This is a genomic window from Vibrio aquimaris (genome assembly GCF_009363415.1).
In the GTDB taxonomy this organism is placed as follows: Bacteria; Pseudomonadota; Gammaproteobacteria; order Enterobacterales; family Vibrionaceae; genus Vibrio; species Vibrio aquimaris.
This window is the reverse complement of the sequence record NZ_CP045350.1, coordinates 2,713,409-2,736,187: the sequence shown is the minus strand read 5'-3', so window position 1 is coordinate 2,736,187 and position 22,779 is coordinate 2,713,409. Positions and strand designations below refer to the sequence as shown.

17 protein-coding genes are annotated in these 22,779 nt (G+C 44.3%); 11 read left to right on the top strand and 6 right to left on the bottom strand.

Annotated features, from left to right (window positions below; genetic code table 11):
- Window positions 1–204 precede the first annotated feature (204 nt).
- Entirely contained in the window at window positions 205–1,476 is a 1,272-nt protein-coding gene (locus FIV01_RS12625; protein WP_152431300.1) for an NRAMP family divalent metal transporter, read from the bottom strand.
- 176 nt (window positions 1,477–1,652) lie between these two features.
- Between FIV01_RS12625 and FIV01_RS12620 the strand changes: the two genes are divergently transcribed.
- Together FIV01_RS12620 and FIV01_RS12615 are read left to right on the top strand one after the other, a co-directional pair.
- Window positions 1,653–2,390, top strand: coding sequence for a pseudouridine synthase (locus tag FIV01_RS12620; protein ID WP_152431299.1), 738 nt, complete (start codon window positions 1,653–1,655; stop codon window positions 2,388–2,390).
- Window positions 2,391–2,427: 37 nt separating this feature from the next.
- Window positions 2,428–3,405, top strand: coding sequence for a D-2-hydroxyacid dehydrogenase (locus FIV01_RS12615; protein ID WP_152431298.1), 978 nt, complete (start codon window positions 2,428–2,430; stop codon window positions 3,403–3,405).
- Between the two features lie 104 nt (window positions 3,406–3,509).
- Here the strand turns inward: FIV01_RS12615 and FIV01_RS12610 are convergent, their stop codons facing one another.
- Entirely contained in the window at window positions 3,510–3,725 is a 216-nt protein-coding gene (locus FIV01_RS12610; protein WP_246210404.1) for a hypothetical protein, read from the bottom strand.
- A 246-nt stretch (window positions 3,726–3,971) separates the two neighbouring features.
- Here FIV01_RS12610 and FIV01_RS12605 point away from each other — a divergent pair, with 246 nt between their 5' ends.
- Together FIV01_RS12605 and FIV01_RS12600 are read left to right on the top strand one after the other, a co-directional pair.
- Entirely contained in the window at window positions 3,972–5,144 is a 1,173-nt protein-coding gene (locus FIV01_RS12605) for a YjgN family protein (protein WP_152431297.1), read from the top strand.
- Window positions 5,144–6,136, top strand: coding sequence for a M48 family metallopeptidase (locus FIV01_RS12600; RefSeq protein WP_152431296.1), 993 nt, complete (start codon window positions 5,144–5,146; stop codon window positions 6,134–6,136). The genes FIV01_RS12605 and FIV01_RS12600 overlap by 1 nt, the downstream gene beginning before the upstream one ends.
- Window positions 6,137–6,182: 46 nt before the next feature.
- On the opposite strand, the gene FIV01_RS12595 is transcribed toward FIV01_RS12600, so the two are convergent.
- The 3 genes from FIV01_RS12595 to pepA form a co-directional block, all read right to left on the bottom strand.
- Window positions 6,183–9,056, bottom strand: coding sequence for a valine--tRNA ligase (locus tag FIV01_RS12595; protein WP_152431295.1), 2,874 nt, complete (start codon window positions 9,054–9,056; stop codon window positions 6,183–6,185).
- A gap of 212 nt (window positions 9,057–9,268) precedes the next feature.
- Window positions 9,269–9,721 (bottom strand): DNA polymerase III subunit chi, encoded by a 453-nt coding sequence (locus tag FIV01_RS12590; protein WP_152431294.1) that lies wholly within the window; start codon window positions 9,719–9,721, stop codon window positions 9,269–9,271.
- 51 nt (window positions 9,722–9,772) lie between these two features.
- Window positions 9,773–11,281 carry a leucyl aminopeptidase gene (gene pepA / locus FIV01_RS12585; RefSeq protein WP_152431293.1) on the bottom strand — a complete coding sequence of 503 codons (1,509 nt, stop codon included), beginning with the start codon at window positions 11,279–11,281 and terminating at the stop codon, window positions 9,773–9,775.
- A 192-nt stretch (window positions 11,282–11,473) separates the two neighbouring features.
- Between pepA and lptF the strand changes: the two genes are divergently transcribed.
- Both lptF and lptG read left to right on the top strand, forming a co-directional pair.
- Window positions 11,474–12,577 (top strand): LPS export ABC transporter permease LptF, encoded by a 1,104-nt coding sequence (gene lptF / locus FIV01_RS12580; protein ID WP_152431292.1) that lies wholly within the window; start codon window positions 11,474–11,476, stop codon window positions 12,575–12,577.
- Between the two features lie 3 nt (window positions 12,578–12,580).
- On the top strand, window positions 12,581–13,651 hold the full coding sequence (gene lptG, locus FIV01_RS12575) for an LPS export ABC transporter permease LptG (protein WP_152431291.1): 1,071 nt from the start codon (window positions 12,581–12,583) through the stop codon (window positions 13,649–13,651).
- Between the two features lie 37 nt (window positions 13,652–13,688).
- On the opposite strand, the gene mutS is transcribed toward lptG, so the two are convergent.
- Window positions 13,689–16,253, bottom strand: a complete 2,565-nt coding sequence (gene mutS, locus FIV01_RS12570; RefSeq protein WP_152431290.1) for a DNA mismatch repair protein MutS — start codon at window positions 16,251–16,253, stop codon at window positions 13,689–13,691.
- A gap of 84 nt (window positions 16,254–16,337) precedes the next feature.
- On the opposite strand from mutS, the gene pncC reads away from it, so the two are divergent.
- From pncC to FIV01_RS12545, 5 genes are all read left to right on the top strand, one after another.
- A complete protein-coding gene (gene pncC / locus FIV01_RS12565) occupies window positions 16,338–16,823 on the top strand; it encodes a nicotinamide-nucleotide amidase (RefSeq protein WP_152431289.1) in 486 nt (161 codons plus the stop codon).
- Between the two features lie 177 nt (window positions 16,824–17,000).
- Window positions 17,001–18,047 (top strand): recombinase RecA, encoded by a 1,047-nt coding sequence (gene recA, locus FIV01_RS12560; protein WP_152431735.1) that lies wholly within the window; start codon window positions 17,001–17,003, stop codon window positions 18,045–18,047.
- Window positions 18,048–18,122: 75 nt separating this feature from the next.
- A complete protein-coding gene (gene recX / locus FIV01_RS12555; RefSeq protein WP_152431288.1) occupies window positions 18,123–18,587 on the top strand; it encodes a recombination regulator RecX in 465 nt (154 codons plus the stop codon).
- Window positions 18,588–18,815: 228 nt separating this feature from the next.
- Window positions 18,816–21,398 (top strand): alanine--tRNA ligase, encoded by a 2,583-nt coding sequence (gene alaS / locus FIV01_RS12550; protein ID WP_152431287.1) that lies wholly within the window; start codon window positions 18,816–18,818, stop codon window positions 21,396–21,398.
- 176 nt (window positions 21,399–21,574) lie between these two features.
- A complete protein-coding gene (locus tag FIV01_RS12545; RefSeq protein ID WP_152431286.1) occupies window positions 21,575–22,762 on the top strand; it encodes an aspartate kinase in 1,188 nt (395 codons plus the stop codon).
- The last annotated feature ends 17 nt before the right edge of the window (window positions 22,763–22,779 follow it).

Sequence of the window (22,779 nt, the reverse complement as noted above, 5' to 3'; positions counted from 1 at the left end):
TAATATGTAAGTATTATCACATATCTATCTGAAATATGCTGTTGTTATTATTACTAATATGTCGCTTTGTTGAGTACGTATACTATGTGCTTCAAACAAAAAAACATCGTAAACTGGGTTTAAGATGGTTAAGTGCGGCATGATTGGATTTAGATGGGCGCAGTAGTAGTGCGTACTCATTACTTGCCTTATGTTCTTGCTAATCTACAGTAACCATTTCCACCAGAAGAAGGCAGCTAAAAAGCTAAATAAATAGACAAGCCCTATTATCGATAGCCATTTCATTGGCTTGCTTAAAGCCAAAGGCTTGGGTAGGTCTGTTTTCGACACAAGGATGTAATTTAGTAAGGCAAAAAATGGCGTGGTAATAAATGCTAAAGCCATCGCGAAATCAAGCATGGATAGCAATGTTGAAGCCCAAAAGAAGATAATAGCAAGCGCTGCCAGTGAAATGGCTATCGTCCATATTATGGTTACTTTTGGATTGATTTCTGTTTTGTCTTGCAATAGGCGCTGCGACTCAGAAATCGCGCGGCTGTAGCCATCAATCACAGTAATTGTGCTGCCAAAGATACAAAGAAAAGCAATCGTTGCGATAAGATAGCGTGACCACTCACCAATGGTTGAGGTATATAAATTGACTAATTGATGGGTAAAGCCAAGGCCTGATTGTGAAAACTCAGTATTGGTGCCATGCAGAACTAAAGCCCCAAGGGCGAGAAAAACAATCGCCAATAGCGCGGTACCTATATAGCCGACATTAAAATCAAATAGAGCCGATTGAGCGGTAACTTTACTTTGGCGTTGCTGACTCTTTAACCACATTGAATTCATACTTGTGAGTTCAATTGGGGCAGGCATCCAGCCCATAGTGACAACCAAAAAACCGATCGCAGCAATTGCCCAAGGTGAAGGTTCTACGAAGGTGGAGGAAACTTCGACGGGGTTATTTGCTGCAATGAGCACCGCTGTAATAGTCGTCACCGATAGCAGAAGCATAATGGCTTTTGAAATAGTGTTGAGCGCTCTGTAATGACCCAAAAGCAAAATTAAAATACATGCGGCCAAAACTGCAACACATAACACGGTTATTGGTAGCCCAAGAGGAACAAAATAAGCCAATAAGCTGGCACTAAAGAGAAGCAGTGCGGCGGTACTAATAATGCTTGCGATTACACACAAACCACTAAAGAGCCACACATAGGCATGACCAAGCTTGGCGTAGCCTTCTACAATACTTTCACCTGTACCGACCGTATATTGAACACTGGCACGAAAAAAAGGGTATTTTAGCAGGTTTACCAGTAGAATTAATGCAATAAGTTGCCAGCCATAGATGGCGCCAGCTTTCGTTGAGGCCACTAAGTGAGAAGCTCCGACAGCGATTGTAGCCATCATAATGCCAGGGCCCATCGAGCGGGTAAGTCGCGACATTGAGAATTTGCTGTGACTCTCAGATGTGGAGATAGTATCCATAAAATTCCTAGGGTAAAAACCTTGTATTGCCTATATTGGGGCGTACGAATATCACATCTTGTAGGTAGGTTAAAACTTGTTTACATTGAAAAAATAAAATAAGACTTTAATATGTTTAATTCATCACATAGATGCTTTGTTATGGTGTTTTATTTGTTATTTAAATGAGGGTGTTTATGGCGATGCAGCACTATTGTCCGCCGACCAAGCCTTGGATAGATTGTGTATTTGAAGACCAAGATATCGTCATAGTACATAAGCCTTCAGGGTTATTGTCAGTGCCTGGGCGTGACAAAGCGCATTATGATAGTATGTGGAGCCGCTTAATAGACAGCCACCCTGATTGTCAGCCAGTCCATCGTTTAGATATGTGTACATCCGGCATTATGTTGTTTGCCAAGAATAAAGCAGCGGAATCGGCACTCAAAAAGCAATTCCAATTTCGTCTTACCCATAAAGTCTATTACGCGCGAGTCTGGGGCGAGCTAGAGCAGCAACAAGGCTTGATAGACTTACCTCTTATCTGTGACTGGCCAAATAGACCAAGACAAAAAGTGTGTTTTGAGCAGGGTAAAGTCTCACAAACTGAATTTGAAGTGGTTAAGCGTGAAAAAGGCACCACGATTGTGCGTTTGTTGCCTATTACTGGGCGCTCACATCAATTGCGTGTTCATATGCAAGCATTAGGTTATCCTATTGTCGGCGATGAATTTTACGCTCAAGGCGAAGCCTTTGAAAACTTTGAACGTTTGGGATTACATGCAGCTGAGTTAAGTTTTTATCATCCTAAGGATAATAAATTGCGCTGCATTTTCACAGCTTGTGATTTTTACCCGCAGGCCAGCCCTGTTATTCAAAGCATCTTTGAGCCTGTCGATACCTTGCCTGATTATAAAACCTTACCACGCCCTTAGCGTGTTTTATATTTGAGAACTTTTGAAGAGGGATCTTATGATAGAGTCTGTTGGCCCTGCACCCAGGATTGTATTTTTGGACCGTGCGACACTTCCAACCAATATGACGTTTCCAGCACTTTCATTTAATCACCAGTGGACGGATTACCCAAAGACGACCAAAGACCAAGTGGTTGAGCGTCTTCAAGGCGCCACGATTGCGATCACCAATAAGGTTGTGCTTGATAGAGAGAGTTTAAGCCAACTGCCTGACTTGAAATTGATTGTGGTCGCCGCGACTGGTTTTAATAATATTGATGTGAGCTTTTGTAAGGATCGAGGCATAGCGGTAACCAATGTTCAAGGATATTCGACCCCTTCAGTACCAGAACATGTAATTGCCATGATGTTTGCACTCAAACGTAACCTAAAAGGCTACCACAATGATATTGCCGCGGGAGAGTGGCAGCGTACGGATAATTTTTGTTTTTTCACGCACCCAATCAGTGATGTTGCTGGCAGCACGCTTGGGGTGATTGGCGCCGGAGAAATTGGCCAGGCAACGGCGAATATTGCTAATGCGCTGGGCATGAATATTGTGTTTGCTGAGCGTCAAGGCCAAAAGGATTGTCGAGCTGGTTATTTACCCTTTGAGCAGGTGATTGAGATATCCGATGTTTTGACTCTACATTGCCCTTTAAATGAGCAGACTCGCAACATTATTGGCCGTGAAGAACTGATGGCAATGAAGCGCAGCGCCATATTGATCAATACGGGTAGGGGAGGCTTGGTTGATGAAGCAGCCTTAGTCGATGCGCTCAAACAAGGTGATATCGCTGGCGCAGGCGTAGATGTGCTTACCAAAGAGCCGCCTGATACTTCAAACCCTTTGATTGCCAATATGACTTTGCCAAACTTGCTTCTCACGCCCCATGTGGCTTGGGGCAGCGAATCTTCTTTCCCTAAGATTGCCAAGATATTGATTGGCAACATTTCAGCTTTTGCACAGGGCAGACAGCAAAACCGAATTGTGTAGCTTCTATTGTTGCTGACGTATTTTAATCAGGCCTTGATTAAATACCGTTAGCAACTCTTTGCTGGTGTTATTTTGTTTAGAAAACATGACATAACCAAAATTGCTCAGAAATGGGGTCGGGTGATAGGTGATGTGACTTGGTATCCTTCTATAGCAAAAGCTTGTTTGATGGTTTGGGCGACGCTTCCATAACCTTCGATGTCTTTTCCGATAAATGGAGGCCAGTTACCGACCGCGATCTTAACGGTTTTCTCGGCTGAGAAGGCAAAAGATGAAAGTAGGACCTGTGCTAAAGCGATCGTGGCTATCGACTTGAGCAAACTATCTACCTCCTAACTTTTATGCTTTGTTTTAGTTTAGAGCATGAACAATACGGCAGCAGGTTTTGTGATTTAGTTGCAGCTCTTGAGAAATAGGGAGCTTGGGTTAATGGCGTATATCAAGAGTTACTTGTGATGTATATCAAAGGCTAATCTTTGTGTTTAATTAATCATTAGACTCAATAACAAAAATGTAAGAAATTGTGCGGATACTCTTTTCATTAACCATTTTTGGACATTGAAACCATGGATCAGCACATCACTAACCCTGTCGAATTTAAAGGCGAGGGTAGGGAGTTTTTCGGTATTTGGATTGTCAATATTTTACTCTCAATCATTACATTAGGCGTGTATTCTGCTTGGGCTAAAGTGCGCACCAAGCGTTATTTTTATGGTAACACTTATCTTGCTGGTGACAGTTTTGAGTACCACGCGCAACCCATGCAAATTTTAAAAGGTCGTCTTGTTGCTTTGGTGGCATTATTTGTCTGGGGTATCGCCAACTCCTTTTCACCAAACGCCAGCATAGTGCTGCTGATACTGTTTTATCTCGCCCTTCCTTGGCTGTTATGGAGTAACGCCCGTTTTGACGCCGCTATGACCAGCTATCGCAATGTTCACTTTTCTTTCAATTCGTCACTGAAAGAGGCGTATAAAGTGATATTAGGCCGAGGTTTTGGTGCATTTTTGGCAGCTAGCCTTTATTTCGCCGCTGTAATTTTTGTCGCCCAAACGTCGGTTATCTTTGCTGTATTGCTCGGCTTTGGCTCATTGGTTTTGCTGGCTGTCATCTACGCTTGGGTTGTCTCTGGTTTACATAAGTATTTCTCAAATGGCTTCCAGTTTGGTGAATGGAAGTTTAGCGCCGAGATAGAAACCCACTTTTTTATCAAAACCTATTTAAAAGCCCTAGCATTTGCTGTTGGTGTGAGCATAGTGTTAACGATTGGGGTGTTTTCCACCCTGTTTTCAGGTGCAGATTTTGAGGCGATTCAGGCGGGTGATTTTTCCTCTTTAATGGGCGATTCATCCTATGGCGTGTTTTTTATTAGCTACTTCGGGTTTATCGTCCTAACGATTGCGTTAACCGCTTATACAACCACACGGGTTCGTAACTATATTTTCTCCAAGCTAGTGGCTAAAACGCAGCAAAGCGATGGTGAGCATTATCAGTTCAATTCTAGTATGACGGCGCGAGGCTATACTTGGCTGGTTATTTCTAACTTCTTACTGCAGGTCTTCACTCTAGGTATCGCAAGACCTTGGGTTATGGTGAGAACCACGCGCTATATTGCAGATCATACCTCAGTATTTGGTGACATGAGCTTGTTGAAGGCCAGCTCTCAATCAGCCAATGTAAAATCGGCTATTTCAGATGAGATGGCTCAAGCATTTGATGTTGGGATGGGCATTGGCTAATGCTATTTGATGGGACGGCATTTGCGCCGCGCAGCTCACAACGCTACATCGCTCAGCTCGATGTCTCTCAAGCCAACCAGTTAAGTTTGCGAGTTGACGGAGATATCATTAGCTGCGATCTACAATACGCAGATATTAGCGCGCCACTTGGTAAGCTTCCGGTAAAATTCACCTTTCCCAATGGCTGGGTGTTTACCGTTGAAAGAACTGTGAGCGTTAACCAATGGTTAGCATCCAACAAACGCAGCAGTTTGGTCGATAAGATGGAAGCCAACGGGTTGGCTTGGTTGTTATCCGCTTTGGTTTGTGTTGGGGTGGTATTAAGCCTTTACTTCTATGTCTTGCCATGGACAAGCGATAAAGTTGCCAAGGCCGTCCCTTCGCATATTGCTGTGTCGCTGGGGGATAAAATTTTACAAAGCCTAGATAAGAGTTGGCAAGAGAGCAAACTAAGCGCTGAGAAGCAACAAAAGATTCAAAAGCGAGTTTCTCAGCATCTTACCCAGCTAGAAGCCCTGCCTTATCCGATTAAATTGGAGTTTCGAGCATCAGACATGGGCGCAAATGCGTTTGCTTTGCCTGGCGGGAAAATCATCTTACTGGATGATATGGTGGCACTTGCTGAGGATCAGCAGCAGCTCGACAGTATTATTTTGCATGAAATTGGTCATATCTATCATCGCCATATGTTAAAGAAACTTGTTCATTCAAGTCTTTTGTCGGTTGGTGTGGCTTTGTTAACTGGCGAAAGTTCAGGAGTGGTTGATAACTTGGCAGGTCTAGGAGTGTTTTTCCTCTCTAATGGTCACTCTAGAGAAGCTGAACTAGAAGCTGATGTTTTCTCAAAGCAAGCGATGCTGAGCTTGTATGGCACTAGCCAACCTTTGGCTGAGATGTTTGAACGGCTTCAAGAGCAATATAACCATGATGTGCCAGAGTGGCTGAGCACTCACCCTGACTTTGAGCAGCGGATCCAAGCTGTAAGTGAGTGATAAAAAAGGCAGCGAAGAAGCTGCCTTTTTACTTTCAAACTCGCGCTTATAAAGCCGCAATAGTGGTTTTTTGCTCTTCAAGTTTAATGAGTGTTTCTTGATAACCTGCCAGTTTTTCACGCTCTTTAGCCACGACCGCTTCTGGCGCTTTAGCGACAAAACCTTGGTTACCTAGCTTACCTTCAAGGCGCTTGATCTCGCCAAGCGTTTTGTTAATTTCACCATCTAAACGAATGAGCTCGGCATCTTTATCGATAAGCCCTGCCATAGGGATCATTAACTCAGACTTAGCCACAAGAGCGCTCGCGCATGCTGGCGTTGTCTCATTAGACTCAAGCACGCGTACTGACTCAAGTTTAGCCAGAGAAACAAGCACTTGTTTGTTTGCTTCTAGGCGCGCGGCATCTTTGTCGCTGGCAGCTTTTAGCATCACCTCAAGAGGCTTTCCTGGATTAATATCGTACTCAGCTCGCAAGTTACGTATGCTGGTTATAAAGGATTTCACCCATTCGATATCATCAAGTGCTTCTTGGTTGAAGTTTGCTTCATCATACTGTGGAAGAGCTTGCAGCATGATGGTGCTTTCTGCTGAATTAGAACCTTCAATATTGCCTACCAGTGGTTTGACGCTTTGCCAAATGGTTTCGGTAATATACGGGATAACCGGATGAGCAAGGCGAAGCGTTTTCTCCAACACGGTAATCAGTGTTTTTCGAGTGGCTCGTTGCTGTGCTTCACTGCCTTTCCATAGCACTGGCTTAGTAAGCTCTAGGTACCAGTCACAGAACTGATTCCAGATAAACTCGTAAATCGTATTAGCCGCCATATCTAGACGATAGTTGTCTAGGTGTGCGTTGAAATCCTTAGCCGCTAACTCAAATTGTGACTCGATCCATTTGTCGGCCAATGAGTATTCAAGCTCACCTGCACCAAAGCCACAATCTTGCTCTTCGGTATTCATCAACACGTAACGGCTGGCGTTCCAAAGCTTGTTACAGAAGTTACGGTAGCCTTCGAGACGTTTCATATCCCAGTTGATATCACGACCAGTTGACGCCATGGCGGCTAAGGTGAAACGCAGAGCGTCAGTACCATAGGGTTCGATGCCATTTTCAAACGTCTTACGTGTGTTTTTCTCAATCTTGGCGGCAAGCTGAGGCTGCATCATGTTGCCAGTACGCTTTTCAACCAGAGACTCAAGGTCGATACCATCAATCATGTCGATTGGATCAAGCACGTTACCTTTCGACTTAGACATTTTGTCACCGTTTTCGTCACGGATGAGTCCCGTTACGTAAACCGTCTTAAAGGGTACTTGTGGTTTTCCATTCTCATCTTTACAGAAATGCATCGTCATCATAATCATGCGAGCAACCCAGAAGAAGATGATGTCAAAACCGGTTACAAGCACATCTGAAGGATGGAAGGTTTTAAGATCTGGCGTGTTTTCAGGCCAGCCTTGTGTACCAAATGTCCAAAGAGCAGAGGAGAACCAGGTATCCAGTACGTCGTCGTCTTGGCGAAGCACGACCACAGGCGCAAGCCCATTTTTCTCACGAACTTCTTCTTCCGTTCGGCCAACGTAGACATTTCCGTCATTGTCGTACCACGCAGGGATGCGATGTCCCCACCACAGCTGGCGAGAGATACACCAGTCTTGAATGTCACGCATCCAAGAGAAATACATGTTTTCGTATTGTTTAGGAACGAACTGAATCTCACCGTCTTCAACCGCTTTAGTCGCCGTTTCTGCAAGTGGTGCTGCGCGAACATACCATTGATCGGTCAGCATTGGTTCAATCACAACCCCGCCACGATCGCCGTATGGCACAGTAAGATCATGATCTTTAATTTCGTCTAACAGACCAAGCTCTTCGAATTCTGCCACTATGGCTTTGCGTGCAGAGAAACGCTCCATACCTTGATATTTAGCAGGTAGTTCGCTTGAGTATGCATCGCTGGCTTCACCATTGGTGGTGAATACTTCAGCTGAGTCGCGAATATCACCATTGAAGGTTAGGATGTTGATCATCGGAAGTTGATGACGCTTACCTACTTCATAGTCATTGAAATCGTGCGCTGGTGTGATTTTTACACAGCCAGTCCCTTTTTCCATGTCTGCGTGTTCGTCAGCCAAGATAGGGATTCGGCGATTGACAACAGGAAGAAGAATTTCTTTTCCTATCAGATCTTTATAGCGAGGATCTTGTGGATTTACCGCAACGCCAGTGTCGCCAAGCATGGTTTCTGGACGAGTTGTTGCTACCACGATGTAATCTTTGCCTTGAGCGGTTTTAGCACCATCGGCAAGTGGATAACGGAAGTGCCACATGTGGCCTTTTTTATCTTTGTTCTCTACTTCAAGATCAGAGATCGCAGTGTGTAATTTAGGATCCCAGTTAACCAGACGTTTACCACGGTAAATCAGATCTTCTTCATACAGGCGTACGAATACTTCTTGAACTGCATTCGATAGGCCGTCATCCATAGTAAAGCGCTCACGCTCCCAGTCAACAGAAGCACCAAGACGGCGGAGCTGTTTAGTAATCGTGCCGCCAGATTGAGCTTTCCACTGCCAAATTTTATCGATGAAAGCATCACGGCCATAGTCGTGCTTAGTTTTGCCTTCTTCTGCCGCAATTTTACGCTCAACCACCATCTGCGTAGCGATACCAGCATGGTCTGTACCTACCTGCCAAAGGGTATTTTTGCCTTTCATACGCTCTGCGCGGATAAGCGTATCCATAATGGTATCTTGAAACGCGTGACCCATGTGTAGGCTACCAGTGACGTTTGGTGGCGGGATCATTATGCTGTATGCGTCTTTTGTTGTGTCACCGTGTGGCTTAAAGTAGCCTTTTTCTTCCCAAGCTTGGTATAGAGCTTGTTCAATTGAAGTTGGGTTATATGTCTTTTCCATAGCGCTCGTATTTCCTCGTTATCGCTGGACCATCTCACGGTTTGAAGGTGTTAGAATCTCAATAAATACAGTTTGGTATTGTTCAGATTGGGATAAAACACTTCTCGTATCGAGTCCAACCATTCGAAGATTGGTTCTGGTTAAATTTAATCGTTATCAATCTTTATAAGTGAGTGATCTCAAGCAAGATCGACTTAACTATAAGGATTGAATTACGGGTTATGATCTATTTCGATCGTTTGTAGCTGGAAGCCAGCTTGGCGATAGATTTTATACCTTTCTCGTGCGAGTTGCTTGGCTTTTTCATCGCAAGGAACGAAGTCTACCACCTCTGCAAACTTATTCGCAAAGGTTGTCTTATTTTTAGCCAAATTTATCACTAGCTGGCGATTCCAAGAAGGTTTTACCTCTTGGTATCCGATCTCGATATTGGTGCCGTATTTCGGACCCTCTCCGACTAAGTTATGTGCGATATAGTGCTTAGCATCGACTTGCCAAAAATTCTCTGCCAGTTGTTCGGCTTGGTGTTTGTCCTCGCAATTAAGATATACCTTTGCTCCTTGGGCGGCAAAGTGACTAGCAAGGAAAACAACATATTGCAAAAAGCCACTAGAGTCTGCTTGTGGAGAGTCGGGATCAATAATGTAAAAAGTTGCATTAGACATATCATACTACTGAATTAAAAAAGGGCCTTGCGGCCCTTTTACGTTTGGAAATTATTCTTCCGTCTCTTGGCCACTTCGGTTTAGTACAAATTGGACAAGCATTGAGACAGGGCGACCTGTCGCTCCTTTAGCTGCGCCTGACTTCCAAGCCGTTCCAGCAATATCGACATGCGCCCAGTGGTATTTTTTAGCAAATTTAGACAGGAAGCACCCTGCGGTAATGGTACCGCCAGGGCGGCCACCAATATTGGCCATATCCGCAAATGGGCTTTTTAGTTGCTCATGATATTCATCTGCCATGGGCAGACGCCAAGCGCGGTCGCTTGATTGTTCAGAAGCATTGATCAACTCATGGGACAGTGGGTTGTGATTAGAAAGTACACCACTGATATGGTGACCTAGCGCAATCACACATGCTCCGGTCAGAGTCGCAACATCGACAACACAGTCTGGGTCGAATCGCTCCACATAGGTAAGGGCGTCACATAATACCAAGCGACCTTCAGCATCTGTGTTGAGTACTTCAACGGTTTGGCCTGACATTGTTGTCAGGATATCGCCTGGGCGATAAGCGTTACTGCCGGGCATGTTTTCACAGCCAGCAAGTACACCGATAACATTGATAGGCAGGTTAAGCTTGGCTAGTGATTTCATGGCACCAAACACGGAAGCGGCACCACACATGTCATACTTCATTTCATCCATGCCTTCGCCGGGTTTGAGCGAAATACCGCCAGAGTCAAATGTTAGACCTTTACCGACCAGAACAATAGGTTTGGTTTCTGGATCAGTGCTTCCTTTGTACTCCATTATAGACATCATAGACTCATTTTTTGAGCCTCGGCCTACCGCTAGATAAGAAGTCATACCTAGCTTTTCCATTTCTTGCTCGCCAATGATCTTGGTTGTGATGGTCTCATAGTCATCAGCAAGACGGCGTGCTTGAGAAGCCAAGTAAGCTGGGTTGGCAATATTGGGTGGCATATTACCAAGATTTTTGGCCGCTTTGACACCTGAAGCAATGGCGAGTCCATGCGTGATGGCTTTTTCGCCTAAATTGAGCTCGCGTCGAGTGGGTACATTGAACACGAGTTTACGTAGTGGCCGACGAGTCTCTGGCTTGATACTTTTGAATTGATCAAAGGTATACAAGCTGTCTTTGGTTGCTTCAACGGCTTGCCGTACTTTCCAATAGGTATCGCGTCCCTTAACATGCAACTCAGTTAGGAAACAAACGGCTTCCATTGACCCTGTTTCATTGAGCGTGTTGATTGTTTTTTGAATGATTTCTTTATACTGGCGTTCACCCAGTTCACGCTCTTTACCACAGCCGACAAGCAAAACACGTTCTGACAGCACACCAGGCACTTGATGCAGCAGTAGCATCTGTCCAGGTTTTCCTTCCAGATCACCACGGCGAAGTAGTGAACTGATATAGCCGTCGCTGATCTTATCTAGCTGTTCAGCAACTGGAGAGAGACGGCGTGGCTCGAATACACCCACAACAATACAAGCACTACGTTGCTTCTCTGGGCTACCACTTTTTACACTGAACTCCATGCGTACTCCTACATCCTGAAGACAAATCGAACTAAATGTTAGATAATGGCGTCTTACTTGTTGATTCCATGTTTGGAATGACTTTGTAAATAAGCGCGTTAACAGTTAGCCAAAATTTCAAATAATAAAAGGTTCAACGGGAAATTATAGTGATTCAGTTAAAAAAACAAGTTTTGTATAGGTAATTTCAGCGTGATTATTGTTAGATATTTGATCCGCGAGACACTCAAAAGCCAATTGGCGATATTTTTCATTCTATTCTTGGTCTTTTTAAGTCAAAAACTGATCAAGGTATTAGCTGAGGCTTCAGATGGAGATATCCCAGCCTCGTTGGTAATGCACTATGTCGGTCTGAGCATGCCCTCGATGGGACTGTTAATGCTGCCACTGAGTTTGTTCCTCGGAATTTTGCTGACCTTTGGTCGTTTGTACGCGGAAAGTGAAATTACCGTTATGAACGCTACGGGGATTGGCAATAAATTCCTTATTCGGGCTGCGCTTTATTTGGCAGTGATTACTGGTTTACTAGCCGGTGCCAATGCGTTTGTTTTCTCGCCGATGAGTCAAGAACGACTCATCCAGCTCGAAGAAGAAGTCGCTGCCGAAAACAATGTTGATATGCTCCAAAAAGGTCAGTTCCAAGGAACACCGGATGGCTCTTCAGTCGTCTTTATCGATGACATTGAGGACAAAAAACTCAAGAATGTTTTTGTTGCTCAAATGCGTCCACGTGGCTCTATCTTACCAAGTGTGTCTTTTTCACAGTCAGGGGAAGTTAATGAGCTTAGTGACGGAAGACAAGTCATCCGCATGTACGACGGTGTTCGTTATGAAGGGGTACCGACTCGCCTTGACTATATGGTCACTGATTTTAAACAATATGAGGGTTTAATTGGCCAACGTGACGTTAAGCCTCAGAGTCGTGATTGGGAAGCGATTCCAACTTTGCAACTTATTTCTAACCCTGATCCTCGTGCTCAAGCTGAATTACAATGGCGGATTTCACTCGTGGTATGTATACCGCTCTTAACCATGTTGGTTGTGCCTTTATCTGCAGTGAACCCCCGTCAAGGTCGTTTTGCTAAAATGGGGCCTGCCATTTTGATTTACTTGGCTTATTTCTTGTCCATAAGTGCGACCAAATCAGCATTGGAAGATGGTTCTATTCCGGCTTTTATCGGCATGTGGCCAATTAATGCGGCCCTGTTATTGACCGCGATCGGAATCAACTCGCTCGATAGCATTTTTGTTCGGCGACTAAAAGACAACATCAGACAAAGAAAGAAGGCAGCCTAAGCCGTGTTTAAAATTCTTGATCTCTATATCGGCAAAACGATTATTGCCACTACATCATTGGTACTTGCAACCTTTGTTGGCCTTTCTTCGATCATTAAATACGTAGAGCAGTTACGTAAGGTTGGTCAGGGGAGCTACGATTTACTGCAAGCTCTGTTCTATGTGATTCTGAGCATTCCTCGTGATATTGAAATGTTTTTCCCTATGGCAGCTTTGCTAGGAGCTCTGATTGGGCTTGGTATGCTGGCATCCAGTTCTGAGTTAGTGGTTATGCAGGCGGCAGGTTATTCTAAACTCGATATTGGTTTGTCAGTACTTAAAACGGCTGTTCCCCTAATGGTATTGGTGACGTTACTGGGTCAGTGGGGCGCACCACAAGCACAAAAAATGGCGCGAGATCTACGTGCATTTAGTACATCTGGCGGCGCAATTATGTCGGTACGGACGGGGGTGTGGGCCCGAGATGCTAATGACTTTATCTTCATAGGCAAAATTGATGATGACAAGTTGTATGGGCTGAACATGTGGCGATTTAATTCGGATAAGCAGTTGGAAACGGTTGTCTATGCTGAGCAAGTCGATTATCTATCCGATAACAATTGGTTAATGAAGAATGTCCAGGTGACTGAAATGGGCGATGAAGTTGAAATATCCAAGACCAATCTTCCAGAATACCGCTGGACGACCTCACTTGCTCCAGACAAGCTTGCGGTAGTTACGGTAAAGCCTGAAGAGCTTTCTCTGGGTGGATTGTATGATTATGTTCACTATCTTAAGGACTCAGAGCAAGATTCTTCGCGGTATGAATTGGCCTTATGGAGAAAAGTGACTCAACCTTTTTCCATCGCAGTGATGATGTTGATGGCACTATCGTTTATTTTTGGACCATTACGCAGTGTGACGATGGGAGCTCGCATTCTCTCAGGTGTTGTGGCTGGATTTACCTTTTATATATCCAGTGAGTTTTTTGGTCCATTGAGTTTGGTATACAGTATCCCTCCAGTCTTTGGCGCCGTGATGCCAAGTATTGTTTTCTTGACCATCGCTTTACTTTTGCTTCGAAGAAAGTTGTAGCTAAAAAATGGGCTGCTACTGCAGCCCATTTTTATAACTAACATAAAAGTTTTTTCAGCCTATAAAGCTCTTCTAGAGCTTGGCGTGGAGTAAGGTCGTCTGGGTTAATATTGGCTAGCTTCTCTTCAACTTCACTTGGCTCTGGTATAAGACTGAGTTGGTTTGCACTATCACCTAAGCTGGGGTTAGGCTTGCTTTCAGCCTTGCTGAGCAGTTCCAATTGGGATAGCTTGACTCGTGCATTTTTAATCACGCTTTTTGGTACACCCGCAAGCGCAGCGACAGCAAGACCATAGGACTTACTTGCAGCCCCTTCTTGTACTGAATGCATGAAAGCAATACTGTCACCGTGTTCAACGGCATCTAAGTGTACGTTAGCTAAGTGTGGTATCTTATTTGGCAACTCAGTTAACTCAAAGTAGTGAGTTGCAAATAAGGTCATTGCTCCTAATTGTTTTGCTAACCACTCCGCGCTCGCCCACGCAAGAGACAAGCCGTCATAAGTACTTGTGCCTCGTCCAATTTCATCCATAAGTACTAAACTTTTGGTCGTCGCATTATGTAAAATATTGGCAGTTTCTGTCATTTCAACCATGAATGTAGAGCGCCCAGACGCTAGGTCGTCTGACGCGCCAATACGGGTAAATATTCGATCAATGGAGCCAATTTGAGCGGATTCAGCAGGAACGTATGAGCCAATATGAGCCATTAAGGCAATGAGGGCTGTCTGGCGCATATAAGTCGATTTACCGCCCATATTGGGACCAGTAATAATCAACATTTTTCGCTTCGAATTGAGTTCTATTGGATTGGCGATGAAAGGCTCATCCAATACCTGCTCAACCACTGGGTGGCGACCGGCTTGAATATGGATGCCAGTATCATCTGTTAAGATCGGACGGCAATAATCAAGGCTATCTGCTCGCTCAGCAAGATTTTGCAGAACATCGATTTGTGATACTGCTGAAGCCAGATTTTGCAGTTTTTCTAGATTAGGCAGCAATAGGTCAAACAGCCCTTCCCATAACTGTTTTTCAAGCGACAATGCTTTGGATTTCGAATTGAGTACTTTATCTTCATGTTCTTTGAGCTCGGGAATAATATAGCGCTCAGCGTTTTTTAATGTTTGGCGACGAACGTAATGAGGAGGCACTAGATGACTTTGTCCCCGGCTGACTTGGATAAAGAAGCCATGAACGTTGTTGTAACCGACTTTTAAACTATCGATGCCATGTCGCTCTCTTTCATCTTGTTCAAGCTTGTCGAGATATTCGGTTGCTCCTTCGGCCAATTTACGCCATTCATCAAGCTCTTGGTTATAACCCTCTGCAATTACACCACCATCTCTGATTACAACAGGAGGGTTCTCCTTTATGGCTCGTTCAAGTAGTTCACAAACGGTTTGCTGCGGCGCGGCATAATTGGCAAGCTTAGCCAGGTATGGATGAGCCAAGGCTCCCATGGTGTCAGCTAAATTAGGTAATTGCTGCATCGCGTGGCGTAGACGCGCCAGATCTCTAGGGCGAGCACTGCGAAGAGCAAGACGCGCTAAGATACGCTCGATATCACCAATTTGTTTGAGGATTGGCTCAAGTTCTGAGAACAAAGCCAGCTCTTTGAGCTCGCTAATTGCATCAAGGCGATGATTTAATGTTTTGATGTCTCGCATTGGTTGGTGCAACCAGCGCTTTAACATTCTGCTTCCCATTGCTGTTGCGCTGCGATCCAACACTTCTGCCAGCGTGTTTTCTGAACCACCAGAAAGGTTTTGGGTGATTTCTAAATTACGCCGAGTGGCGGCATCGAGGATCACCGAACTATCTTGCTGATCATAGGTAAGAGAACGGATATGGGGTAGTGCGGTGCGCTGGGTATCTTTGACGTATTGGATCAAACATCCAGCAGCGCATAGCCCGAGCGTCGCATTTTCGACCCCAAATCCAATTAAATCTCTGGTGCCAAATTGCTGGTTAAGTTGCTGCTTAGCGGTATCGAGCTCAAACTCCCAAATTGGTCGGCGGCGATTACCATTACGCGAGGCCATAAGTTCAACAGGTGCGAAATCTTCAGGAAACAGCAACTCTTTTGGTGAGGTGCGTTGAAGCTCTGCAGCCATCGCTTCTTCTGTTTGGGGTTCTGTTAGTTGGAAGCGCCCTGATGTGACATCTAGAGTCGCATAACCAAATTTACCGTCTTGGTGATAGATAGCTGCGATGAGGTTATCAACACGCTCAGAAAGTAGCGCCTCATCGGTCACGGTTCCGGGGGTGACAATTCGCACCACCTTTCGCTCTACAGGTCCTTTACTTGTAGCAGGATCGCCAATCTGTTCACAGATAGCGACAGACTCTCCCAGTTGAACTAACTTTGCAAGATAGCCTTCCACAGCATGAAATGGCACCCCCGCCATTGGAATAGGTTCGCCAGCTGATGCCCCCCGTTTTGTCAGTGAGATCTCAAGTAATTGAGAGGCACGCTTGGCATCATCATAAAAAAGTTCATAGAAATCCCCCATCCGATAAAATAACAAGATGTCCGGATTCTCAGCCTTAAGCTTGAGATATTGCTGCATCATGGGAGTGTGTTTTTGTTCAGCTTTCACGGGTAATTTCTTTCGTTTGTGTCTATTGCGGCTTAGGATACGTTAATCATGATTTGGCGAAAAGTCACAATGAGGTTTTTAGATATGGAATCACAGCAAATTTTATCGGCAAACTTGGGGGAGTGTCTAAAATACCATCAATTACTCCTCACAACGGCAGAGTCCTGTACTGGAGGTGGTGTATCAGCGGCGATTACGGATATACCGGGAAGCTCTGCTTGGTTTGATCGCGCTTTTGTTACCTATAGCAATGCCGCCAAAATTGAGATGCTAGGGGTTGCCGAAGACACCATTCAATCGCATGGTGCGGTTAGTGAGATGACGGCGGTGGAAATGGTGCAAGGAGCGCTTAAGTATTCTAATGCCAACATTGGTGTTTCCATTAGTGGTGTGGCTGGACCTGGTGGAGGCAGTGCAGAAAAGCCCGTCGGGACAGTATGTTTTGCATGGGCCGATGACCAAGGGTGGCTAAAAGTTGATACCCAATGTTTTTCTGGTGGTAGAGCAGAAGTACGACAGCAAGCAGTAACCTTTGCGTTGCAAGTATTGTATGAAAAACTGAAGAGTTAAAATTAAACTCACAAAAATTAACAAGATGCAGATGAGATACAAAAAAAATCTCTATAGCTATGGACACTGTATGAATCAACAGTATAATAATTTGTATCGATGGCTCAGAATAGCTCTGACGCAGTAATAAGCATTCAAATATCATCAATCAACGTGATGAGTGAAGTGGAGAAAATGATGGACGATAACAAACAGAAAGCGCTCGCGGCAGCGCTTGGTCAGATTGAAAAGCAATTCGGTAAAGGTTCTATCATGCGTCTTGGCGATAACCGTGCCATGGATGTAGAAACCATCTCTACTGGTTCACTTTCTCTTGATATTGCGTTAGGTGCTGGTGGCCTTCCTATGGGGCGCATTGTCGAAATCTATGGTCCTGAATCATCGGGTAAAACGACACTCACTCTTGAACTTATTGCCGCTGCTCAACGTGAAGGCAAAACCTGTGCTTTTATTGATGCAGAACATGCACTTGACCCTGTTTATGCGAAAAAATTGGGCGTCGATATAGATGCCTTATTAGTGTCTCAGCCAGATACTGGTGAGCAAGCACTTGAAATTTGTGATGCATTAGCTCGCTCTGGTGCGATTGACGTTATGGTGGTTGACTCTGTTGCTGCGTTAACGCCAAAAGCAGAAATTGAAGGTGAGATGGGTGATAGCCACATGGGTCTTCAGGCTCGTATGCTGTCGCAAGCTATGCGTAAACTAACGGGTAACCTTAAGCAGTCAAACTGTATGTGTATCTTCATTAACCAAATTCGTATGAAAATAGGTGTGATGTTTGGCAACCCTGAAACCACAACAGGTGGTAATGCACTTAAATTCTATGCTTCAGTTCGCCTTGATATTCGTCGTACAGGTTCAATCAAAGAAGGCGATGAAGTTGTCGGTAACGAAACTCGTATCAAAGTGGTTAAGAACAAGATCGCAGCGCCATTTAAACAAGCGGAAACTCAGATTATGTATGGTCAAGGGTTTAACCGTGAAGGTGAGCTGATTGATTTGGGTGTGAAACACAAACTGATTGAGAAAGCTGGTGCTTGGTATAGCTACAATGGTGATAAAATTGGCCAAGGTAAAGCGAATGCAGCCAAGTTCTTGCGTGAAAATGTGAATGTTTCGCAAACTATTGATGCTACGCTGCGCGATATGCTGCTTTCTCCCGCTGAAATTCAAGCTGATGACGCTGAGTTAGAGCAAATGCCAGAGAAAGAAGAGTTGTAAGTTATTATACCGTTATAATGATTATGAGCCCTGCCTACTGAGCGGGGCTTTTTTATACCCAACTTTAGGAAGCTTATGTTTAAAAGAGCCTTGCCATCTTTATCTGCCAAAGAGGTTGCGATGCAACTCTTGAGTCGACGAGATCATGGTGAGTATGAACTTAGTCAAAAACTTATTTACAAAGGTTTCGATGAAAATACAGTTTATGAAGCGATAAAATTTTGCCTTGATCATAACTATCTCGACGATCTTCGTTATGCTAAAAGTCAAATACGACAGCATGTTTATAAAGGACATGGAGAGAGACGTATTCGCCAAGAACTAAAGCAGAAAAGAGTAGTAGAGGCGACAATCGATCTGGCGATGGAGGAAGAATCACAAGATTGGTTTGAATTGGCTAAACAAGTTGGTGAAAAAAAATTTCATGGCCAAAAGGCTGAAGATCCAAAGCAATATGCCAAGCAAGTTCGTTTTTTTCAATATCGAGGTTTTACCTTTGAACAGATAGAATATGCGTTAGGCAAAAATGAATATGATTAAGCCTAACAATGGTTTTGCTAATTAATTATAAGCTCGCACTCTCTTTCCACTTCGTATACCTGACTAACGACAAACTCGTGCATTTGCGATTAACAGATAACTTAGATCCTAATATTTGCCAAGCTTTGGAAAAATAGTGCGTGAAAGATCAACAGGGCCTAGTCGTGGAGCTTGGCATGATCTACAATAGCGCAAAATTCTAACTCGATTATTTCTAGGAAGCGCTGCATGTACATGAGCACTGACGAGGTTCGTAATGCGTTCCTCAAATTCTTTGAAAGCAAGGGACACCAAATAGTAGATAGTTCATCTTTGGTCCCACACAACGATCCAACCCTGCTATTTACAAACGCAGGTATGAACCAATTTAAAGATTGCTTTTTAGGTGCAGAGAAACGAGCCTACACTCGAGCAACGACCGCTCAGCGTTGTGTACGTGCTGGTGGTAAACATAACGATCTAGAAAACGTTGGTTTTACTGCTCGTCATCATACCTTCTTCGAAATGCTGGGTAACTTCAGTTTTGGTGACTACTTTAAACAAGATGCGATTGCTTATGCTTGGGAATTCTTAACTGAGACTCTAAAGCTGCCTAAAGATCGTCTTTTGGTCACCGTCTATGAAACAGACGATGAAGCTTTTGAAATTTGGAACAAACAAGTCGGTGTTCCTGCTGATCGTATTGTGCGTATCGGTGATAAAAAGGGCGGTAAACAATACGAGTCAGACAATTTCTGGACAATGGGAGATACAGGCCCTTGTGGACCATGTACCGAGATCTTCTATGATCACGGCGAGCACATTTGGGGCGGACGCCCTGGTACTCCGGAAGAAGACGGTGATCGTTTTATCGAGATCTGGAATAACGTATTTATGCAGTTTAACCGTCATGCTGATGGTACGATGGAGCCTTTGCCTAAGCCTGCGGTCGATACAGGAATGGGCATCGAGCGCATTTCAGCTATCATGCAAGGCGTTCACTCAAACTATGAAATCGATGTATTCCAAAAGCTTATTAAAGCAGCCGCACAGACGATTGGCTATCAAGACCTGTCGAACCAATCGTTGCGAGTAATTGCTGATCACATTCGCTCGTGTGCATTTTTGATTGTCGATGGTGTTATGCCTTCCAATGAAGGCCGTGGGTATGTTTTGCGTCGTATTATACGTCGTGCGGTTCGCCACGGTAATAAACTCGGTGCTCAGGGCGTGTTTTTCCATAAGCTTGTTGGAGTTTTGGCTGATGTGATGGGCTCTGCTGGTGAAGAGCTCAAGAAACAGCAAGCGGTTGTAGAAAAAGTGCTGAGAATTGAGGAAGAAAACTTTGGTCGTACCCTAGAGCGTGGCATGGCTATCCTCAATGAGGCTCTGGATAACCTAGAGGGTAAGGTTCTTGATGGGGAAACCGTATTTAAGCTTTATGATACCTATGGCTTCCCGGCAGACTTAACCAACGATGTTGCGCGTGAGCGTGAATTTTCGATTGATGAGCAAGGCTTCGAAGAGGCTATGGAAGCTCAGCGTCAGCGCGCTCGTGAAGCAGGTCAGTTCGGTACTGATTACAACGCGACAATCAAAACCCAAACACATTCTGACTTTTGCGGTTACCTCGCCACTCAAGGAAGTAGCACTGTGACCGAAATGTTTGTTGATGGTGAAGTGGCTGAGTCATTATCAGCGGGTGATAAAGCAATAGTTATCCTAGATGAGACGCCTTTTTACGCAGAGTCTGGTGGTCAGTGTGGTGACACAGGTGTGCTTAAAACTCAATCGGGTGTTTTTAAAGTAGAAGATACACAGAAGCTAGGTAATGCCATTGCTCATTATGGTGTATTAGCAGAAGGTGTGTTAGCCAAAGATGACAAAGTAGAAACCTTGGTTGATGCAAAGCGACGTGCTGCAATCTCGCTAAACCATTCCGCCACCCACCTGCTGCATGCTGCACTTCGTCAAGTTTTGGGAGAGCATGTTACGCAAAAAGGCTCCTTGGTTAAGCCAGAAAACTTACGCTTTGACTTTTCTCACTTAGAAGCGGTAACACCTGCTGAACTTAAACAGGTGGAACGACTGGTTAATGCTCAAATCCGCCGTAACCACATCATTGAAACGCAAATCATGGATATAGAATCGGCCAAACAAAAAGGTGCAATGGCCTTGTTTGGCGAGAAGTACGATGATGAGGTTCGTGTACTTTCAATGGGGGATTTCTCTACTGAGCTCTGTGGTGGTATTCACGCATCAAACACTGGTGATATCGGCTTATTTAAGATCACTTCTGAAGGTGGGATAGCGGCAGGCATTCGCCGTATAGAAGCAGTAACAGGTGAAGCGGCGCTGGATACCATTGAAATGCAGCAAGCTAAATACGAAGAGAAGTTGGCGGAGTCGGCGAATAAGGCCAAAGCACTAGAGAAAGAGATCCAAAAGCTGAAGGACAAAATGGCGGCAGCAGAAAGTGCCAACATTATGGGCAAAGCTCAAGAAATCAACGGTATTAAAGTTCTCATTGCTGAAATGGAAGGTGCGGATAGTAAAAATTTACGTACCATGGTAGATGATATCAAAAATCAGTTGGGCAGTGGTGTTGTCATGTTAGCTAATGTTAATGATGGCAAAATAGGCTTAATCGCTGGAGTAACCAAGGACCTAGTCGGTAAAGTCAAGGCTGGAGATTTGGTTAAAATGGTTGCTGAACAGGTCGGTGGCAAAGGTGGTGGACGTCCAGATATGGCTCAAGCAGGAGGCAGTGATATTACTGCACTCCCACAAGCTATAAAGACAGTCCAGCCTTGGCTAGAAGAACGTCTATAAACTTTTACGCTCAACCCAATTTGGTTGAGCGTAATTTTTTGAGCTAGCCAAGTGAATAATCAGGCACTCCCCCAGATGCCTTAAAGTTCTTGGCTTTTGTTGTTACTACCACAAGCAGTTATATGGTAATAGTTCGTGGTGCGAATAAGACTATGGTCTTGGGAAGGTGAAGACTGGTGAAACATCCCCTTATCGTGCAAAAGTTTGGAGGAACTTCTGTTGGAACAATTGAAAATATCCATAGAGTAGCCGAGCACATCATCAAGGCAAAAAATCAAGGTAATCAAATTGTTGTCGTTGTGTCAGCAATGTCAGGAGAAACCAATCGGTTAATGGATTTAGCCAAGCAAATTGATAGTGTGCCCACAGCTCGAGAGCTTGACGTCCTGCTTTCTACTGGTGAACAGGTATCAATGGCTCTATTAGCGATGGCTTTAAATAAACAAGGTTATTCATCACGTTCTTTGACTGGTGTACAGGCAAATATTATTACTGATCATCAGCATAACAACGCCTCGATCTTGAGCATTGATACCTCTGCTATTGAGGCACTATTATCACAAGATGTGATAGTCATAGTGGCTGGATTTCAAGGGGTTAACCAATATGGGGATATCACCACCTTGGGTCGCGGCGGTTCAGATACCAGTGCTGTGACATTAGCCGGTGCACTACAATCCGATGAGTGCCAAATTTTTACCGATGTGGATGGTATATACACCTGTGACCCCAATGTCGTGCCAGAAGCGAAAAAAATTGACGTCATTGATTGTATATCAATGGAGGAAATGGCTTATCGAGGGGCAAAAATACTTCATTTGCCTTCTGTGCAGTATGCTAGGAAAAATTGTGTTCCACTGCGTGTTTTATCGACATTTAGCCTCTCAGAAGGAAGTTTGTTAAAAGGAAATGAACCTGAGCAACCTCTGTGTGGTATTGCTATTCAGCGTCAAATGATTTGCATTAATCTAGCCAATGACGATTACCTCAGTTTTGAAAGACAGTGTAAAATGTTGGGGGTCCACATCTGGAGCGTGTTTGAGCACAAAGATGGGGTGACTATAATCATAAAACATGAAGCTTATGCAAAACTGGAACTGATTTTTGGTGATAAAATCATTATAAGTGAAGAGGTTAGTTTGCTGACACTCGTTGGTCAACAACTTCATGGATTGCTCGAGTTATCTGATGCGTTACTGGCTGAACAAGGTATTAAAGTTATTCACTCTAGTGTTAACCAAGGCTCATTGACATGGGTGTTGTCCTCAGAAAGCATCGACAAAGCCGCAAACATATTGCATCATGCGTACTTTGTCTCAGCGCAAGCGATTAACCATCGTCCCAAACGGGTATGTTCTAGTTAATCAGATTTGAGAATAAA

What these genes read in the sequence shown, in the direction of transcription:
- pncC (WP_152431289.1), top strand. Translation starts at nt 16,338, where the DNA reads ATGGAATCACAGCAAATTTTATCGGCAAACTTGGGGGAGTGTCTAAAA.
- FIV01_RS12595 (WP_152431295.1), bottom strand. Translation starts at nt 9,056, where the DNA reads ATGGAAAAGACATATAACCCAACTTCAATTGAACAAGCTCTATACCAA.
- recX (WP_152431288.1), top strand. Translation starts at nt 18,123, where the DNA reads ATGTTTAAAAGAGCCTTGCCATCTTTATCTGCCAAAGAGGTTGCGATG.
- FIV01_RS12590 (WP_152431294.1), bottom strand. Translation starts at nt 9,721, where the DNA reads ATGTCTAATGCAACTTTTTACATTATTGATCCCGACTCTCCACAAGCA.
- FIV01_RS12625 (WP_152431300.1), bottom strand. Translation starts at nt 1,476, where the DNA reads ATGGATACTATCTCCACATCTGAGAGTCACAGCAAATTCTCAATGTCG.
- recA (WP_152431735.1), top strand. Translation starts at nt 17,001, where the DNA reads ATGGACGATAACAAACAGAAAGCGCTCGCGGCAGCGCTTGGTCAGATT.
- FIV01_RS12620 (WP_152431299.1), top strand. Translation starts at nt 1,653, where the DNA reads ATGGCGATGCAGCACTATTGTCCGCCGACCAAGCCTTGGATAGATTGT.
- alaS (WP_152431287.1), top strand. Translation starts at nt 18,816, where the DNA reads ATGTACATGAGCACTGACGAGGTTCGTAATGCGTTCCTCAAATTCTTT.
- FIV01_RS12605 (WP_152431297.1), top strand. Translation starts at nt 3,972, where the DNA reads ATGGATCAGCACATCACTAACCCTGTCGAATTTAAAGGCGAGGGTAGG.
- FIV01_RS12615 (WP_152431298.1), top strand. Translation starts at nt 2,428, where the DNA reads ATGATAGAGTCTGTTGGCCCTGCACCCAGGATTGTATTTTTGGACCGT.
- FIV01_RS12600 (WP_152431296.1), top strand. Translation starts at nt 5,144, where the DNA reads ATGCTATTTGATGGGACGGCATTTGCGCCGCGCAGCTCACAACGCTAC.
- pepA (WP_152431293.1), bottom strand. Translation starts at nt 11,281, where the DNA reads ATGGAGTTCAGTGTAAAAAGTGGTAGCCCAGAGAAGCAACGTAGTGCT.